This window comes from Pseudomonas sp. G11, assembly GCF_029457515.1.
In the GTDB taxonomy this organism is placed as follows: domain Bacteria; phylum Pseudomonadota; class Gammaproteobacteria; order Pseudomonadales; family Pseudomonadaceae; genus Aquipseudomonas; species Aquipseudomonas gorinensis.
Genome location: NZ_CP120377.1, coordinates 1881992 through 1897062, shown reverse-complemented (window position 1 = coordinate 1897062; position 15071 = coordinate 1881992). Strand labels below are relative to the sequence as shown.

20 protein-coding genes are annotated in these 15071 nt (G+C 60.3%); 9 read left to right on the top strand and 11 right to left on the bottom strand.

Annotation, left to right across the window (positions count from 1 at the left end; all coding sequences use genetic code 11):
- Nucleotides 1–26: 26 nt before the first annotated feature.
- Complete coding sequence (locus tag P2T68_RS08635; RefSeq protein WP_024073965.1) at nt 27–536, bottom strand: GNAT family N-acetyltransferase; 510 nt, start codon at nt 534–536, stop codon at nt 27–29.
- Between the two features lie 9 nt (nt 537–545).
- Nucleotides 546–914 (bottom strand): hypothetical protein, encoded by a 369-nt coding sequence (locus P2T68_RS08630; protein ID WP_155766382.1) that lies wholly within the window; start codon nt 912–914, stop codon nt 546–548.
- Nucleotides 915–1441: 527 nt separating this feature from the next.
- On the opposite strand from P2T68_RS08630, the gene P2T68_RS08625 reads away from it, so the two are divergent.
- Together P2T68_RS08625 and P2T68_RS08620 are read left to right on the top strand one after the other, a co-directional pair.
- Entirely contained in the window at nt 1442–1966 is a 525-nt protein-coding gene (locus tag P2T68_RS08625; RefSeq protein ID WP_069075478.1) for a DUF3833 domain-containing protein, read from the top strand.
- Nucleotides 1967–1986: 20 nt separating this feature from the next.
- Nucleotides 1987–2292 carry a DUF6482 family protein gene (locus tag P2T68_RS08620; RefSeq protein ID WP_277379247.1) on the top strand — a complete coding sequence of 102 codons (306 nt, stop codon included), beginning with the start codon at nt 1987–1989 and terminating at the stop codon, nt 2290–2292.
- A gap of 68 nt (nt 2293–2360) precedes the next feature.
- On the opposite strand, the gene P2T68_RS08615 is transcribed toward P2T68_RS08620, so the two are convergent.
- Nucleotides 2361–2600: a DUF6124 family protein gene (locus P2T68_RS08615; protein WP_024073961.1), complete on the bottom strand. Its 240-nt coding sequence runs from the start codon at nt 2598–2600 to the stop codon at nt 2361–2363.
- Between the two features lie 403 nt (nt 2601–3003).
- Here P2T68_RS08615 and P2T68_RS08610 point away from each other — a divergent pair, with 403 nt between their 5' ends.
- Entirely contained in the window at nt 3004–3246 is a 243-nt protein-coding gene (locus tag P2T68_RS08610; RefSeq protein WP_024073960.1) for a hypothetical protein, read from the top strand.
- 5 nt (nt 3247–3251) lie between these two features.
- Here the strand turns inward: P2T68_RS08610 and P2T68_RS08605 are convergent, their stop codons facing one another.
- Together P2T68_RS08605 and P2T68_RS08600 are read right to left on the bottom strand one after the other, a co-directional pair.
- On the bottom strand, nt 3252–4442 hold the full coding sequence (locus tag P2T68_RS08605; protein WP_277379246.1) for an MFS transporter: 1191 nt from the start codon (nt 4440–4442) through the stop codon (nt 3252–3254).
- Complete coding sequence (locus P2T68_RS08600; protein ID WP_069075480.1) at nt 4439–5605, bottom strand: MFS transporter; 1167 nt, start codon at nt 5603–5605, stop codon at nt 4439–4441. The genes P2T68_RS08605 and P2T68_RS08600 overlap by 4 nt, the downstream gene beginning before the upstream one ends.
- Nucleotides 5606–5700: 95 nt before the next feature.
- On the opposite strand from P2T68_RS08600, the gene P2T68_RS08595 reads away from it, so the two are divergent.
- The 4 genes from P2T68_RS08595 to P2T68_RS08580 all read left to right on the top strand — a co-directional run bounded on the left by P2T68_RS08595 (nt 5701) and on the right by P2T68_RS08580 (nt 8138).
- Nucleotides 5701–6618: a LysR family transcriptional regulator gene (locus P2T68_RS08595; protein ID WP_069075481.1), complete on the top strand. Its 918-nt coding sequence runs from the start codon at nt 5701–5703 to the stop codon at nt 6616–6618.
- 48 nt (nt 6619–6666) lie between these two features.
- Nucleotides 6667–6999 carry a hypothetical protein gene (locus P2T68_RS08590; protein WP_024073956.1) on the top strand — a complete coding sequence of 111 codons (333 nt, stop codon included), beginning with the start codon at nt 6667–6669 and terminating at the stop codon, nt 6997–6999.
- Between the two features lie 101 nt (nt 7000–7100).
- Entirely contained in the window at nt 7101–7601 is a 501-nt protein-coding gene (locus tag P2T68_RS08585) for a methylated-DNA--[protein]-cysteine S-methyltransferase (protein ID WP_069075482.1), read from the top strand.
- A 111-nt stretch (nt 7602–7712) separates the two neighbouring features.
- Nucleotides 7713–8138, top strand: a complete 426-nt coding sequence (locus tag P2T68_RS08580) for a low affinity iron permease family protein (RefSeq protein ID WP_024073954.1) — start codon at nt 7713–7715, stop codon at nt 8136–8138.
- A gap of 53 nt (nt 8139–8191) precedes the next feature.
- Here the strand turns inward: P2T68_RS08580 and P2T68_RS08575 are convergent, their stop codons facing one another.
- From P2T68_RS08575 to P2T68_RS08560, 4 genes are all read right to left on the bottom strand, one after another.
- Nucleotides 8192–8719: a DUF4142 domain-containing protein gene (locus tag P2T68_RS08575; RefSeq protein WP_277379245.1), complete on the bottom strand. Its 528-nt coding sequence runs from the start codon at nt 8717–8719 to the stop codon at nt 8192–8194.
- Between the two features lie 120 nt (nt 8720–8839).
- Complete coding sequence (locus tag P2T68_RS08570) at nt 8840–9481, bottom strand: LysE family translocator (protein WP_024073952.1); 642 nt, start codon at nt 9479–9481, stop codon at nt 8840–8842.
- A 54-nt stretch (nt 9482–9535) separates the two neighbouring features.
- The gene (gene fos, locus P2T68_RS08565; protein WP_069075483.1) at nt 9536–9946 is read right to left on the bottom strand and encodes a fosfomycin resistance glutathione transferase; all 411 of its coding nucleotides are present in this window, start codon (nt 9944–9946) and stop codon (nt 9536–9538) included.
- Between the two features lie 15 nt (nt 9947–9961).
- Nucleotides 9962–10888 carry a LysR family transcriptional regulator gene (locus P2T68_RS08560; protein WP_277379243.1) on the bottom strand — a complete coding sequence of 309 codons (927 nt, stop codon included), beginning with the start codon at nt 10886–10888 and terminating at the stop codon, nt 9962–9964.
- 68 nt (nt 10889–10956) lie between these two features.
- Here P2T68_RS08560 and P2T68_RS08555 point away from each other — a divergent pair, with 68 nt between their 5' ends.
- Nucleotides 10957–11445, top strand: a complete 489-nt coding sequence (locus P2T68_RS08555) for a DMT family transporter (protein WP_277379242.1) — start codon at nt 10957–10959, stop codon at nt 11443–11445.
- Between the two features lie 20 nt (nt 11446–11465).
- Here P2T68_RS08555 and P2T68_RS08550 read toward each other — a convergent pair whose 3' ends face one another.
- Both P2T68_RS08550 and yiaY read right to left on the bottom strand, forming a co-directional pair.
- Complete coding sequence (locus P2T68_RS08550; RefSeq protein ID WP_024073948.1) at nt 11466–12140, bottom strand: NAD(P)H-binding protein; 675 nt, start codon at nt 12138–12140, stop codon at nt 11466–11468.
- Between the two features lie 616 nt (nt 12141–12756).
- Nucleotides 12757–13905, bottom strand: a complete 1149-nt coding sequence (gene yiaY / locus P2T68_RS08545) for an L-threonine dehydrogenase (RefSeq protein WP_024073946.1) — start codon at nt 13903–13905, stop codon at nt 12757–12759.
- Nucleotides 13906–14028: 123 nt separating this feature from the next.
- Here yiaY and P2T68_RS08540 point away from each other — a divergent pair, with 123 nt between their 5' ends.
- Nucleotides 14029–15045, top strand: coding sequence for a DUF4917 family protein (locus tag P2T68_RS08540; RefSeq protein WP_069075435.1), 1017 nt, complete (start codon nt 14029–14031; stop codon nt 15043–15045).
- The last annotated feature ends 26 nt before the right edge of the window (nt 15046–15071 follow it).

Sequence of the window (15071 nt, the reverse complement as noted above, 5' to 3'; positions counted from 1 at the left end):
GCTTATTCTTCCTGCTCACCAGCAGCTCAAGCCAGAGCTCGGAATCCTTTTATCAGAGTTGCCGTGGACAATATCAGACGCCTGGGGTTATTCGTTGACGCCACGAAACCCAACTTAGCCTGGTAATAACTCGCAGCCCTCTGATCTTTCGCATCGACGACGACAAATGCTACGCCCGACTGTTTGGACACCGTGTAAACCCGCCTGAAGAAGTCAGACATGAGCCGCTGGCCCAGCCCCACGCCCTGCCTGCTTTTATCAATCGCCAAGCGACTCAAAAGCACCGCCGGCATGGGGTATCCGGGCATTCTTCTTTTTTGGTCTTCATTCAATTCGTCAACTGCAACAGATGCATTGGCCAAAGCGTAGTAGCCCAGCAAAATACCCTTTTCGATATACATGAAGGTTCGAGAAACGTTGCGTTTTTCGTCTTGCCCTGCATGTTGGGCGATATAAGTGTTTAGCGCTGGGTGAATTTCACAATCGAAAGCAGAACGGTCAATCGACTTGTTGAAATCAACGGTAATAAAATCCATTGAGCGGCCTTAGCGCAAGGCGAGCAATTTTTGAAGAGCCTCTGTCGGCTCCGGTGGTGTATCCAACAGTTGGTGTGCGGTACCCGCATCAAGCACAGTGACGCCGTAATGGTCCAAATCAAAAGCCATTTCTTCATGGACGACAGAGCGCACAGCCAGTGCTGCTACAACTTTCTTGAGTTCTGCCAACTCGCGTTCCACATTCGAAAGATGCATAGCACGCATTGAACGAGTCCTAAGCCCACTCGTGCGACTGAGCGCACTACTTGCCAGGCTTTTCGAGGCATGTCGCTCAACCACCGCGTCGGCGTCTGACAAAGCAGCCGACACCTTGTCGGCGGTCAGCTGCGCGCTTTTTGGTTGAACCGGTTTGTTCACGATGCATCCCTCTGTATCAGTGAATCCTAGCACATCCGACTTGACGCCTATCCTCAGGCCTCGTCTCCCGGACTTGCCCCTATTGAGTGAGGTAGAACGCGATACGCACCCATGTTCACTTCGAACGACTTCGCCCATCTGCCACAGACTTTGCACCAAACGATCACATAAGACTTTTTCCACCACTCCTCTCCCCTCTGGTGCTTTGTAAGGCCTGCTCCACCCATTCTCATTTGATCCATGGGGTTAGCAACTGCACGCAGGTGGGCAAGCGGGGTGGCTTTTTTCCGGATACCAGCACGTTCCAGATGCCCTGCATACAGCCGCGGTCAAGCGCAGGTAGTCGCTGGCAAACCATAAGTACCTCGTCCAACACGCACAACACCGACGCTTCCGATGATTGCGTAGGCAATGCCCGAAACTTCAATATCCCTCTCGCACTCAAAAACATGTACAAACAATAAAATATGTACAAGTATCAGACCTGGGCGTTGGCATCGCGCCTCGCACGTTCAAGGAGCCTGGTCATGACGCGTCTATGGGTTTCACTGTTGCTGGCATTGAGTGTGAGCAGTTGCAGCAACGTTGAGGTCGACCACTACGCCGACCAGCAACCGAAACTGGATCTGGAGCGTTTCTTCAGTAAACCCGTGAAAGCCTGGGGCATCTTCCAGAAGCGTTCCGGGGAAGTGGCCAAGCGCTTTGAGGTGAATATTGCCAGCCGGCACGAGGGCAACGCGTTGATTCTGGATGAGCGCTTCCTGTACAGCGATGGCACACGCCAGCAACGGGTGTGGACGCTGACGCCGGACGGCCCAGGGCGCTGGCGCGGACGAGCTGGGGATGTGGTGGGCGAGGCCATCGGCGAAGTAGCGGGTAATGCGCTGCGTTGGCGCTACCGGCTCAATCTGCCGGTGGATGGCTCGGTGTATGAAGTCAGCTTTGACGATTGGATGTACCTGATGGACGAAGACACCTTGATCAACCGCTCGAGCATGTCCAAGTTCGGTGTCGAGTGGGGCCAGGTCACGTTATTCTTTCGTCGCCAATGAACCCCGAGCGAGGGTAAATCATGAATATGCAAATGCTCACCGAGCTGGCCGAGAAAGGCGAAATACGTGAGCTGGAGTTGCTGTCCCTGGAGGGCGGTTTCTATATCGCTCGCATCAGGCTGGAGCACGTCGAGGCGACGTTACTGGACGATCACGGCAAGCCGATGCGCATTGGGTCCACCACGCATTTACGCGACCTGTTGCAGCGGGTTCCGCCGTTTCCTTGCGTACTGGTGCAACACTGCGTTCACGATGAAATGTGCGGCACGCGTGAAGGGCCTATCGGTGCGTTGCGCGTTCCGTTTTCGCTGGCGGCGACACCCTAAATGCTGGCTCCCCTCCCCCGTGGTATGGGCGGCCTGGGAAGGCAAGCCGTTTACACCGTACGGGTGACCTACGCGGCTCGGTCCACGCGGTCCTGAACAGCCTCGACCAGCAGCAGGCCCAGTTCAATCATTTGCTCAATGGCCAGGGCCAGGTAGCGCTGTTGAGAGGGCAGGCTTTCGACGAACTCGTGGGTCATGGCACCTGCACCGGCGATGGTTTCGTAGGCGTTGGCGAGCAGCGCTTGAGTGTCGATTTCGGGACGGACGCTGAACAGTTTTACGGCAGGGTTGCATGAATCAGTACACATCTGTTGATCCTCGTTAGGGACCGCATACCAGAGCTACTAAACAATGGGTGGCGGCTGTACGCAGGTTAGTAGACCGGCGAATCAACGAAACCGGCGCGCCCGAAGACGCCCTGCGTGCAGCCACCATAAGAGCAGCTGTACGTCGTTGATCGTATCGGGCTACTAAACCCGACCGCTGATGGGCAGCGGCTGACGAACCTTAAAGAGGTCGCCCAAGGCGCACAACTCGGACGAGTCTGATCGTTATGTAGGCAATGCCGCAAGGTTAAAACCCATGCTCAAAGCGTGAAGAAATTGAAGCTTTTGGCAACAAATAGCCGTTGAAGACCGTTTGAATTCAATCTACCACCCACATCATTCTCGATAGCCCCACCCCACCAAAAATGCATACGCAGGTTTAATCATGACTCAGCCATTGACCGCTTTCGATCTTGTTGACCTGCTCGACAGCGAGGAAGCCATCCACGAATACCTTTCTCAGGTTATTGCAGAGGGTGATAAATCAGAGCGCCTAAGGGCTGCCGGTTTTGCGGCCAAAGCCCGTGAGAAAATTCGGGCAGAACTGGCGATGGGTGAGTCCAGTCGAGAACCTCAGCCGTTCGACTCCGTGGCATTTAAGCAAAAAATGCCAAGTACTGGAGAGTGAGCCTTTTAAACCTCAACACCGCCCCTCTGCACCACCCACGCCAACGGCAACGTCACACACAACATCCCCGCCAACACCATCACCGCCACCGGCACGCCCAGCGCATCCCCCACTGCGCCAAACACCACCGGCGCCAGCGCGCCCCCCCCAATCGTACCGGTGTAGAACAGCGCAAACGCCTGTTCGCGCTGGCCCGCGCCGGCAAGGTCGGGCACGGCGCCGTACAGCACCGAGGAGGTGCCATTCAGTACCAACCCCAGCAGCGGCAACATCACCATCAACCCGCTCAGCGGCAGATACACCGCCGCGACAATCAGCAGCGCGGTGCTGGCTTCGGTGATCCACACGGTCTTCATCATGCCGATGCGTGCGCCGAGGTAGCCGCAGAGCAGTTTGCCGAAGGCGCCGCCGATGAACAGCAGGGTCAGGGCCAGGCCGATGCCGGCGGTACCGGCGCCTTTGGCTTGCAGCAGAAACGGCAGGAAGGTGAGGAAACCCATGCGCACAGCGCTGTCGAGGGTGCCCATGAGGATCAGCGCGCGCAGGCCGGTGGCAGAGCCGTTGCCGCTGAGGGGCTTGGCTTTTTTCGTGACCGTGGACGCGGATACCTGGGTGGGGATAAGCCACCACAGCAGTCCCGCGGCCGCCAGGCCGAGCAGCCCCAGAGCGGTGGCGCTGGCCTGCCAACTGACCACGGTGAGCAGTAAGCCGACCAGGCCGGGGATCAGGGTTTTGCCGATATCGCCAGAGAAGTTGTACTGCGACAGGGCCTGCTTGACCCCGCCGCCCTCTTCATAGGCATCGGTGATCATCGAGGAAGCCAATGGATGTTGAGTACTGGCGCCGAGCCCACCGAGGAGCAGCGCGAGCAACAAGAGCGTCAACCCGGTGGCTTGGCCCACCAGCAAATAAGCGACGCCCGCGAGCGCGGTACCGCCGATCAGCATCGGTAACCGCCCCCAACGTTTGGCGGCGCGGCTGGCCATGAGTTGACACACGGCCATCGCCCCGGAGTAGGCACCGCGTAACAGGCCGACCTGAGCATAGGACAAGACAAATTGCGCCTGCCAGATCGGCAACAGGACGTAGATGACATCGGTCAGGCCATCATGCACGGCGTGGGCGCTGCAACCGGCGATCAACGCACGGCGGCGGCGGGACGTTTCGCAAGCAGGCAAAGCGACAGTGTCGTTCATGGTGTAGGAATCAGCTCAGGTTTAAGGGGCTTCCAGCCGGTCAAGGCGATCAACAAGGTCAGCAATTGGAAAGCGATGATCAGCACCACGCAGCCGCCCCAGCCCCAGCGATCCCAGATCAGCGCCGGGACGATGGCGCCGCAACTGCCGCCCAGGTAATAACAGGTGAGATACACCCCGACAGCGCCCGTCTTGTTATCGCGCGCGGTGGCGGTGATAAACGCATTGGCGGCAGCCTGGGCCAAGAACACGCCGGTGGAACTGAGCGCCAGGCCCACTACGATGCACCACAGGGACGGCAGCAGGGTCAGGGCCGAGCCACTGACACCCAGCATGGCAGCGACACTGAGCAGTTCGGCGTGAGGGCGAGCTTTGCTGAGGCGCCCGGCGATGGGGATCACGAACAGGGCCAGCAGGAAGACCATGTAAAGCGTCCCCAATGCTGCAGGCCCAAGGTTGAATGGCGGCAGGCCCAAGTACAAACCTGCGTAGGTAAACGCCGCGACTTGCGAAAACAACACGCAGAAACCTACGGCATAAGCGGCCAGCAACGGCCGGCGAAACCCACCTGACGAAGAGCCTTTAGCCTGCTCGGTGCGTGGGCGGTTGTTGGCCGGCAACAAAAACTGGATAAAACCGCCGACCATCAAGCTCAGCACCGCGAGCAACTCAAAGGCTTCGCGCCAGCCTACATATTCGGTCATCACGCCGGTGACGAAGCGCCCGGCGAACCCACCCAATACGGTGCCTGCAACATACAAGCTGGTGACTTCAGTCACCGTGCCGCCCTGCCAGCGATCGCCGATGTAGGCCACGCTGGTGGCGAACACCACCGGAATCAACATGCCTTCGATCAAGCGCCACACCAGCACTTCGGCGAAGCTGTCTGCATAGGCCGTCATCAACGCCGGCACCGCCAACAGCAGCGCAGCCACGGCGATCACCGTGCGCTGTTCGAAGCGCCCGGTCAGACGGCTGACAAACGGCGCCGTGACGGCCACCGCCAGGGTGGTGACGGTAATGCTCCAGCCCGCGACCTTGGCGCTGATATGAAAGTACTCGGCAAACGTCTGGAGAATGCTCTGGGTCGCATAGAGGTTGAGAAACGCCGCGCAGCCACACAGGAACAGGGCAAGGCGGGCACAATGCAGGCGCGGTTTCATGAAAGCTCTCGTTTTATTTTGTGACGCTTTTATAGAATGAGCGGCATGATCGTGACCAATACCGTTTTCCGACCGATCAATACCCAAGGACCAGGATGCTCGACCTACGCAAGCTGCGTTACTTTCTGACGCTCGCCGAAGAATTGCACTTCGGCCGCGCCGCCCTGCGCCTGCACCTCGCCCAGCCGCCGTTGACCCGGCAGATTTCAGCGCTGGAGGCAGAGTTGGGCTTCAAGCTGTTCGATCGCACCAGCCGCACGGTGACGCTCACCGCCCAGGGCCGCTCGTTCCTGCCCTACGCCCGTGGCGTGTTGGAACAGGTTGAGTTGGCACAAGTGATCGCCACTAAATTGGCTGCGGGCACGGCCGGGCAACTGGCGTTGGGCTATGTGAGTTCAATCGCCCTGTCGGACCTGTTCAGCCAAGCGATCCAGGCCTTTGCCCAGCGCTTTCCCGATGTGCAACTGACCCTGGTGGAATGCGCCTCCGGCAGCCTTGGTGCGCAAGTGGCCGACGGGCGGCTGGATATCGGCTTGAGCCGGCTGTTGCCGCAAAACGACGCGGTGCAAGCGCTGTCGTTGGGCGAGGAACGCTTGGTGGCAGCGGTGTCGAGTGACAGCCCGTTGGCCAGCCAGGCCGAAATCAGCCTGGCGCGGCTCAGCGCATTTCCGTTGATTCTGTTCCCGGCCGATTACGGCTCGGGGCTGAACCAGTCCATCGAGCAGTTGTACCGCCACCACGGCGTGCCCCTGTACGCGGGGCCGACCGGGCGGCAGATCACCTCGATCATTGCGCTGGTGGCAGCCGGGCAAGGAGTGGCGCTGGTGCCGGCCTGTACGCAAAGCTTGATGAACAAGGGGGTGACGTATCGGCCACTGGTGGAGGTGGATGCCTGTGCAAAGTTATTGGTGCTGACGCGCAAGGAGGAGTCGAACCTGTCGGTCCAGGCCTTTATGGCGGTGATCGATGAGGTAGCTGCAACGCCAGCAAAGTCTGAATGCACCCACAAATGAGCACCGTAATACTGTCAACCCGTTAGCCGTGAGAGTGAGATACCCGCAATGCTTGAGCCTGAACAATCCACCCCCAAACCCGTACTGCGCCAGGTGGTCGGTTGGGTGCTGGTTCTGCCCTTCCTGGTCTCATGGGTGAGGCTGCCATTTCCCTTTGGCCTGTTCCTGGCGCTGGGAGTGATTGCAGCGTCGGCCTATGGCGTAAGGTTTGCCTGGCACCACGCCAGTCGACGCGTGACGATGTTCGCGCTGATAGTCACTCTGCTCAATGCCGTTTCATGGGTCATGCTGAGCACCGCCTCAGTACTCATGGCGCTCTACATGCTCGCGCGGCTCTACTGGTGGCCGTATTTCGCCAACTGGCTTTACTGGAATTTTTAGTCTCAAGGCGAATTTGACCGCAAGAAGCGCAGTTTCCAGGCAAGCCGATGGCGCTACAGTAGCGCTGAACCTTTTAACGCCGCCTGTCGAGGAGCCCACTCATGCGCTACGAATACACACTCATGCCCTCCCCCGTCGGCGAGCTCACCCTGGTGGCGCGCAATGGCAAGCTCAGCGCCATCCTGTGGGAATGCGAGCGCGCCAACCGCGTACGCCTGGGTGAATTGCATGAGGCCAATCACAACCCGGTGTTGCTGGAAACCAAGCGCCAATTGCACGAATACTTCGCCGGCAGCCGTCACCGGTTCGAGCTGGAACTGGACTTCACCGGCACCGATTTTCAGAAATCGGTGTGGCAGGCATTGCTGACGATCCCTTTTGGCGAAACCCGCAGCTACAGCCAGATCGCCCAGCAGATTGGCAACCCGAAAGCCGTGCGTGCCGTGGGAGCCGCCAATGGTCGCAACCCGATCTCGATCATTGCTCCGTGCCATCGGGTGATCGGCGCGTCAGGCGGGCTGACCGGATTCGCTGGCGGGCTGGAGGCCAAGCAATACTTGCTCGCGCTGGAAGGCGGCGGCCAGGCCGAACTGGTGTTCTGAAACGCGCCGCGGCAAAAACGTCCCCTTTGTTCAGGAGACCAGTTGTAAAAAGAAATTTCAGCACTGCGCTGCGGTCCATCACTTCATCACCTCCCCTTAAGGAAACCGGTCATGAAATTCTCCGCAGTCTCACAATCCCTGTCCCGCTGGGCTGGCAGTGCCCGGACGTTCTACGCGGCCGTCGCGCTGATTTTCCTGTGGAGCCTGAGCGGGCCGTATTTCCACTACAACGACACCTGGCAACTGATCATCAATACCTCGACCACCATCATCACCTTCCTGATGGTGTTCCTGATCCAAAACACGCAAAACCGCGATAACGACATCCTGCACATCAAGATCGATGAACTGCTGCGCGTGTCCAAGGACGCGCAAAATGCCGTGTTGAGCCTGGACGGCCTGGACCGCAAAGAACTGGAAAAGCTACGCCAGGAATACCGCAGCATTGGCAAAACCGGCAGCGTCAGCCTGAACAGCAGCTGCGGTCACGCTGCCGACGATGCGGCCCCCACCAAGACCGATTTGAACCAGGCATGAAAAACGGCGGTAGGATCAGCTCCAACCGCCGTTTTTCCTAAGCAGTAAAGGCCTCAACCATCGCCTTGATGACCTTTGCCGTAGGTGGATGCCAGGGCACGAGCCTTTTGCAGGCGCTCTTCCAGCTTGGGCAGCGTTTCATCCACCAGCGCTTTTATTTCCGGGACATCGGACGCGGCGCCTTCGCGCTTGAACAGGGCGATGGCCTCTTCGTTTTCCTTGACCTGTTGTGCGGTGTAGGCGGCGTCGAAGGAGTCACCCTCCTTGAGTTCGGGCATCAGGGTTTCAGCTTTGTCGACGATCTTCTCCCGTGGGGCCACCGGCAAGTCGAGCTTCTTGGCAATCGCCGCCAAATGTTGGTTGGCCAGGGTGCGCTCGTTGATCACCTCGATGGTGTAGTCCTTGATTTCCTGGGACGAGGTTTTGGCGTGGGCCATGCGACTGGTCTCGATATCGGCCATACCTTTGGCCGAAGCCTGCTCGATGAACTCAGCAGGCGACTGGGCGAAAGCATTGCTGGCGCCGAGGCCCAGCAGCATCGCGAAACTGGCGGTGCGTAACCGGATAGCCACTCGGCTCATGATAGGTTCCTCCAGGGCAAAAATAGGTGCGGGGGGAATACACCCCACCCTGGATTCGAATTTTCCGGGCGGCAAAGGTTTAGAAAAAACTTGCCGTTGCGACGAACGGTCGTCGCCACCTCAAGCCGGTTTGCTGCCAAACAGCCCCGGTAACGCATGGGCCAGGGCGTTTATAGCAAAGCCGATGAACATCACGCCGCACAGTCGGGTGATCAGGATTTCATGGCGTTGATACACCGTGCGCACCCGTTGGGCACCCACCACACCGATCAGAATGGCATAGGCCAGCAGGCCACCGACGAAGCTCAGGAAGATCAACGAAGGCAACATCGACCACGTCAGCAACTCGGCACGGCTGGAGAGCAGCGCAGTGAACGTGGCCACGGCCACCGGGTAAGCCTTGGGGTTGGTCAGGCCGAACACAATACCGTGCCAGAACGGATGGCGCGCCGCGCCCTGGGGGGCATCGCCGTTGCGACGCTGGGTCCGAATCGCGCGCCAGCCGAGCCAGAACAGGTACAGGCCGCTGAGCACGCCCAGCACATCGAACGCGCTGCTGCCGACTTCCCGCGCGCCGACAATCGCCACCAGCGCGGTGCTGCACCACAGCACATCGCCCAGCAGGTGCCCGCAGAGGAACCCCGCCCCGGCCCGGCGACCACGAGCGGCGCCGATGCCGAATACGGCCAGTACCCCCGGCCCCGGCGTAATCCCGTAGATAAAACCCGAAGCGAGCACAGCGAACAGCAAGGAAAGGGTCATGGGCGCGACTCTGACAGAGGATGTGAAGGTGGCTGGATTCTGCACGTTCCAGTACTAAGGGTAAAACTTCATGCCGACATAGGGTTTGTCGCGGCAGGCTTGCAGGCGCGAGGCCAGGTCGCCCACATGGGCTTCAAGCTTGTGGCCGTCGGGGTCGAGAAAATAGAACGAGGCGCCTTCGCTGCGGTTGTCGCGCCACGCCTGTACGTTGGCGGCGCACAGGCGCTCGACCAGTGCGGTGAAATTTGACGCTGCGACGGTAAACGCAGCGTGGGTGTAGTCGGCCGCCGGATTCGAGTCGCGTAAAGGATCGAGGGACAAACAGAGCCATAGGCCCGGCAATGACAAATAGGCGCCGCTGTCCCAGGTGGCCTCCAGCTTCAGTTGCAACAGCCCATGGTAGAAGCTGACGCTGCGAGGCAGATCGGTGACGGCCAGGGTCAGGTGGTTGAGGCCGGTGAGCATGTTGTTTCGTCCCTGTTAGCGGTGGTTTTCGGACAATACACCCTGCATTTGGTCTTTCAACCACTGCAATCCCGAATCCCCGCCCCGCCGCCCATGCCACACCAGCTCAAAGGCAAACGAGGGAATAGGAAACGGCGGCGGCACGGTCAGCAGGTGCCGATGGTCGATGTTGAGCAACCCCCGCGATGACACCGTCAGGATCAGGTCCGTGCCGCGAATCAACTGCGGTGCCACGCCCCAGTGCGGCAGGCTGATCGCCACATGCCGCCGCTCACGAATCGCCGTCAACGCGCGCTCGATTTCCGGCGTGCCGCTGCCGCGCATTTCCAGCAACACATGGGGCCGCGACAGGTAGGTAGGCAAGTCGAGGATACCGCTGTCCGGCAGGCTGTCGCGGTCCACCAGGCAGGTGTAATGCTCTTCGAACAACGGCGAGCTGCGCAGTTCGGCGGGCATGTCGGGGAACACGCCAGCGGCCAGGTCGAGGTCGCCATTGAGCACGCCCTCCACCATGCCTTCGCGGCTGGCCTGGACAATCTGCAGGTCGATACCCGGCGCTTCGTGACGCAAGGCTCGCACCAGCCCCGGTAGGAAAATCGCCGCGCTGTAGTCCGACATCGCCACGCGAAACCGGCGCTTGGCCGAGGCCGGGTCAAACTGATTCGGTGCCAGCAGTGCCTGCACCTGGGCCAGGGCCTCGGCCAACGGAGTCGCCAATTCCTGCGCGCGGGCAGTCGGCACCAACGTGCCCCCCTGGCGCACCAGCAAGGGATCACCGAGCACATCACGCAAGCGCGCCAACGCATGGCTGACCGCCGGCTGGCTCAGGTGCAGGCGCGCCGCCGCACGGGTGACGTGCTGCTCGGCAAGCAAGGCGTCGAGGATCACCAACAGGTTGAGGTCGATGCGCCGTAGATCATTCATCAGCTGCATGCCTGGCATAAGGAATTGGAATTTAAATTTGCGTGACGAATAGCCTAGAGTCCAGCAAAACCTCTGGGAGATTCGACATGACGACGTTGCATTGGGCTGGTTTGTTGCTATTGGCGGTGATTGCCGGGGCGGTGGTGCCGTTTCAAAGTGCGATCAATGCCAACCTCGGTCGCGGTCTCGGCCACCCGCTGTGGGCGACGCTGGCGTCGTTGCTGGTGAGCATTATCGTGCTGCTGCCGGTGATCGTCGCACTGCGCCTGCCGTTGCCGAACCTGGCGTTTATCAGCAAGGCACCGCTGTGGACGTGGGCCGGTGGCGCATTGGGTGTGTGCTTTATCTCGCTGGCACTGATACTGCTGCCCAAACTGGGTGCGTCGGGGTTTATTGCCCTGGCCATGGCCGGGCAGATTCTAGCGTCGCTGCTGCTGGATCACTTCGGCCTGTTTGGCCTGGTAGAACGGCAACTGACCACGCCCCGGGTGCTGGGAGCGCTCTTGTTGATAGGCGGCGTGGCGTTGATCCAGTTCAGTGCCACACCCGCCCGCACACTGGTGACGGCAGGCTGATCCGCACGGGTGCACAGGGCTCAGGGTGTATCGCGAGCCAGTCGATTGATCTCGGCCTGTTCCACCACCGCTTGCGGCGCGCCGTTACGCACCGCCGCCAGCATCGCCCGCCCCACGGTCTCGGTGCTGACCACCCAGCCCGGCTTGATCCCACGCACCACCGACAGCAACGGCCCGAGGACCGTGTAGAACAACTGGTACAACGGCGTCTTCGAGCGCACGCCATGCAACGGTTGGATCACCCCCGGCCGGAACAGGTACACCGCCTTGAACGGCAGGCGCAGCAAGGCGTTCTCGGTCTTGCCCTTGACCCGCGCCCACATCGACTTGCCCGCCTCGGAACTGTCGGTACCCGCGCCGGACACGTAGATAAAGGTCATCTGCGGATTAAGCCGAGCCAGGGTACTGGCGGCGACAAGGGTGAGGTCATAGGTGAGGTGGGTGTACTTGGTTTCATTCATGCCCGCCGACGAAACGCCGAGGCAGAAGAAGCAAGCATCAAAACCTTGCAACAGGTTTTCCAGGGGTTGGAAATCCAGCATGTCGCTGTGCAACACCTGATGCAGCTTGCCGTGCTCCTGGGCCAGCGGCGTGCGGCCGACGGCCACGACTTCCTGCACATCCGCGGCCAGCAGGCACTCACGGAGGACGCCCTGGCCGACCATGCCGGTGGCGCCGAATAACAAGACTCTCATAAGGTTTACCTTCAATGGCCTGCCATCAACGGCACGCTAAAGACAAATACACTAACAGCTTGTAGCGTGCTGCCAGTAGCTTAGCGCCCAAATAGGAATCGTCCGTTCTTGAAACGCACCACCACCCCGCCCTTGCTTGCAGCGCGGCCCTCCTTGCCCCAGTCGGCATCAGCCGCTATTTGCACGCGGCATCGGCGCAAGGCTCAGGCGATGGGGCGATCATGGTGTTCAACACCCGCGCACCGTTGATTTTGCAGGGGCGTATCGGGTAGAGACGTTGATGCTCAATCACTTCGTCGCGCCCACGGGGCGGCTGAAGACGATGAGTGGGGGCATGGCGAGCCTGCTGGTGACAGTTAAGAGATAGAACGAGCAAACAGTGACCTGTGGCGAGCGGGCTTGCCCTAATGCCGTTCAGTTAAGGTTTTTTTGTAGGAGCGAGGGGGACGCCTAGTTCTTGCTCGCGAAGAACTCACAGACGCCGCGTTCATTCAGGAAACACGCGTTATCGTTGACGTTTTTCGCGAGCAAGCTCGCTCCTACAGAAGGCGATGTCCGCTTAACTGAACGGCATTAGGGCTTGCCCAAAGGGCAAGCCCGCTCGCCACAGCAAGGATCAGAATGCGCTGCGGAAGATCTCCTCGATCTGACGCTGATCAGCCCGTCGTGGGTTGGTCAGCCCACAGGCATCCTTCAATGCATTGGCCGCCAGCAGCGGGATATCCTGCAACTTGGCCCCCAGCTCACGCAGGCCCGCTGGGATTTCGACGTCCAGGGCCAATGTACGAATCGCGGCAATGGCAGCCTGGGCGCCCTCTTCCGCACAGCCCCCCTTGATGTCCGCGCCCAGTGCACGGCCGACATCGCTCAGGCGCTTGGCGCTGACGCTGGCATTGAAGCTTTGCACATGGGGCAGCAACACCGCGTTGCACACGCCGTGGGGCAGGTCGTACAGGCCGCCCAGTTGGTGGGCCATGGCATGCACGAACCCCAGGGAAGCATTGTTGAAGGCCATGCCGGCGAGGAACTGGGCATACGCCATGTTTTCCCGCGCGGCTTTGTCAGTACCGTCGCGTACGGCCAGGCGCAGGTTGGCGCTGATCAGCTCGATGGCCTTGATCGCGCAGGCGTCGGTGATCGGCGTGGCGGCCGTGGATACGTAGGCTTCGATGGCGTGGGTCAACGCATCCATGCCGGTGGCGGCGGTAAGCCCCTTGGGCATGCCGACCATCAGCGAGGGGTCGTTGACCGACAGCAGCGGCGTGACGTTGCGGTCGACGATGGCCATTTTCACGTGGCGGGTTTCGTCGGTGATGATGCAGAACCGGGTCATCTCGCTGGCGGTGCCGGCGGTGGTGTTGATGGCCACCAGTGGCAGTTGCGGCTTGCTGGATTGGTCGACCCCTTCATAGTCGCCGATATGCCCGCCGTTGGTGGCGCACAGGGCGATACCCTTGGCGCAGTCATGGGGCGAACCACCGCCCAGGGACACGACAAAATCGCAGGCACTTTGCTGCAACAGCGCCAGGCCTTTCTCGACGTTTTCCACATTGGGGTTGGGCTTGGCGCCATCGTAGATGACCGAGTCGATGTCCTGCATCGCCAGTTTCTCGGCGATCATGCTGGCCACGCCGGCCTTGGCCAAGCCGGCGTCGGTGACGATCAGGGCCTTGCGAAAACCGTAGTTGCGGATGGCAACCATCGCTTCGTCGAGGCAATCAGTGCCCATGATGTTGACGGCGGGAATGAAGAAGGTACTGCTCATGGCGAATCCTCAGAGGCGTTATGCCGACAGAATCCACTGAGAGCGCATGGTGCACCTTGACCAGGATCAACCCTCGCTCATGATAAAGTCTGCGTCCAGCCGATTTCGAGTAGACCCACCGCGATGAAGGATTTCCAGGATATTGACGCCCACCTTGAAGACTGGAGCGCGCTGCGCAGCACCATCGACTTCAGTGGGATTCTGATCGGCAACGGCGCCAGCCGGGCGATTTGGGAGGACTTTGCCTACGACTCGCTGTTCGAAAACGCCCGCACCGTCGAAGAAAAACCCCTGAGCCAATCCGAGCTGAGTGTGTTCGACGCCCTGCAAACCCGCAGCTTCGAACAGGCCCTGGGCGCCTTGAAAACCACCAGCCGGGTCAACAAGGCGCTGGCCGTCAGCTCGGCGGCGCCGCGCAATCGCTATTACGCAATCAAGGAAGCGCTGATCAACACCATCCACGCCGTGCACATCCCATGGCGCCTGGTGCAGCCGTCGACGCTGGCGACGATCAACGCCGAGCTGGCCAGCTACCCCACGGTCTTCACCAGCAACTACGACCTGCTCAACTACTGGGCGATCCTGCACACGCCGGGCATCGACGACCTGTTCCGCAGCGCCGACGCCAGCTTCGACCTGCGCAATACCCGCACCGATGCACCACGCATTCTCTACCTGCACGGCGGCCTGCACCTGGTGCGCAACCTCGACGGCACCGCGCGCAAATTGCCGAGCACCGACAGCACCCTGCTCAGCAGTTTCGCGATCAACAACACGATCAAGACCCTGGACGATGTGCCGTTGTTTGTCAGCGAAGGCAAGGTGCAGGAGAAGCTCAAGACCATCCGCAGTTCGGATTACCTGTCGTTCTGCTATGAGCAGTTGCTCACCCATGCCGGCGCGCTGTGCATCTTCGGCCACGACCTGGGGCCGCAGGATAAACACCTGGTGGATGCGATTCGCCAGGCCAGCCCGACCACTCTGGCGATCTCGGTGTCGGGACGCAGCGACGGGTTCATTCGCCAGCAGAAGCGGCGGTATTCGGAGTTGTTTGACGGCAGCGGCGTGGAGCTGAAGTTTTTTGCGGCGCGCACGCATCCGTTGGGTCATCCAGCACTGTCGGTACCGGTGGAACGCTGAGCAACCTATGGGACGGAGCTGGCCCC

Excerpts from the sequence above, each read along its gene's own strand:
- P2T68_RS08635 (WP_024073965.1), bottom strand. The coding sequence starts at position 536 with ATGGATTTTATTACCGTTGATTTCAACAAGTCGATTGACCGTTCTGCT.
- P2T68_RS08625 (WP_069075478.1), top strand. The coding sequence starts at position 1,442 with ATGACGCGTCTATGGGTTTCACTGTTGCTGGCATTGAGTGTGAGCAGT.
- P2T68_RS08620 (WP_277379247.1), top strand. The coding sequence starts at position 1,987 with ATGAATATGCAAATGCTCACCGAGCTGGCCGAGAAAGGCGAAATACGT.
- P2T68_RS08615 (WP_024073961.1), bottom strand. The coding sequence starts at position 2,600 with ATGTGTACTGATTCATGCAACCCTGCCGTAAAACTGTTCAGCGTCCGT.
- P2T68_RS08610 (WP_024073960.1), top strand. The coding sequence starts at position 3,004 with ATGACTCAGCCATTGACCGCTTTCGATCTTGTTGACCTGCTCGACAGC.
- P2T68_RS08605 (WP_277379246.1), bottom strand. The coding sequence starts at position 4,442 with ATGAACGACACTGTCGCTTTGCCTGCTTGCGAAACGTCCCGCCGCCGC.
- P2T68_RS08600 (WP_069075480.1), bottom strand. The coding sequence starts at position 5,605 with ATGAAACCGCGCCTGCATTGTGCCCGCCTTGCCCTGTTCCTGTGTGGC.
- P2T68_RS08595 (WP_069075481.1), top strand. The coding sequence starts at position 5,701 with ATGCTCGACCTACGCAAGCTGCGTTACTTTCTGACGCTCGCCGAAGAA.
- P2T68_RS08590 (WP_024073956.1), top strand. The coding sequence starts at position 6,667 with ATGCTTGAGCCTGAACAATCCACCCCCAAACCCGTACTGCGCCAGGTG.
- P2T68_RS08585 (WP_069075482.1), top strand. The coding sequence starts at position 7,101 with ATGCGCTACGAATACACACTCATGCCCTCCCCCGTCGGCGAGCTCACC.
- P2T68_RS08580 (WP_024073954.1), top strand. The coding sequence starts at position 7,713 with ATGAAATTCTCCGCAGTCTCACAATCCCTGTCCCGCTGGGCTGGCAGT.
- P2T68_RS08575 (WP_277379245.1), bottom strand. The coding sequence starts at position 8,719 with ATGAGCCGAGTGGCTATCCGGTTACGCACCGCCAGTTTCGCGATGCTG.
- P2T68_RS08570 (WP_024073952.1), bottom strand. The coding sequence starts at position 9,481 with ATGACCCTTTCCTTGCTGTTCGCTGTGCTCGCTTCGGGTTTTATCTAC.
- fos (WP_069075483.1), bottom strand. The coding sequence starts at position 9,946 with ATGCTCACCGGCCTCAACCACCTGACCCTGGCCGTCACCGATCTGCCT.
- P2T68_RS08560 (WP_277379243.1), bottom strand. The coding sequence starts at position 10,888 with ATGCCAGGCATGCAGCTGATGAATGATCTACGGCGCATCGACCTCAAC.
- P2T68_RS08555 (WP_277379242.1), top strand. The coding sequence starts at position 10,957 with ATGACGACGTTGCATTGGGCTGGTTTGTTGCTATTGGCGGTGATTGCC.
- P2T68_RS08550 (WP_024073948.1), bottom strand. The coding sequence starts at position 12,140 with ATGAGAGTCTTGTTATTCGGCGCCACCGGCATGGTCGGCCAGGGCGTC.
- yiaY (WP_024073946.1), bottom strand. The coding sequence starts at position 13,905 with ATGAGCAGTACCTTCTTCATTCCCGCCGTCAACATCATGGGCACTGAT.
- P2T68_RS08540 (WP_069075435.1), top strand. The coding sequence starts at position 14,029 with ATGAAGGATTTCCAGGATATTGACGCCCACCTTGAAGACTGGAGCGCG.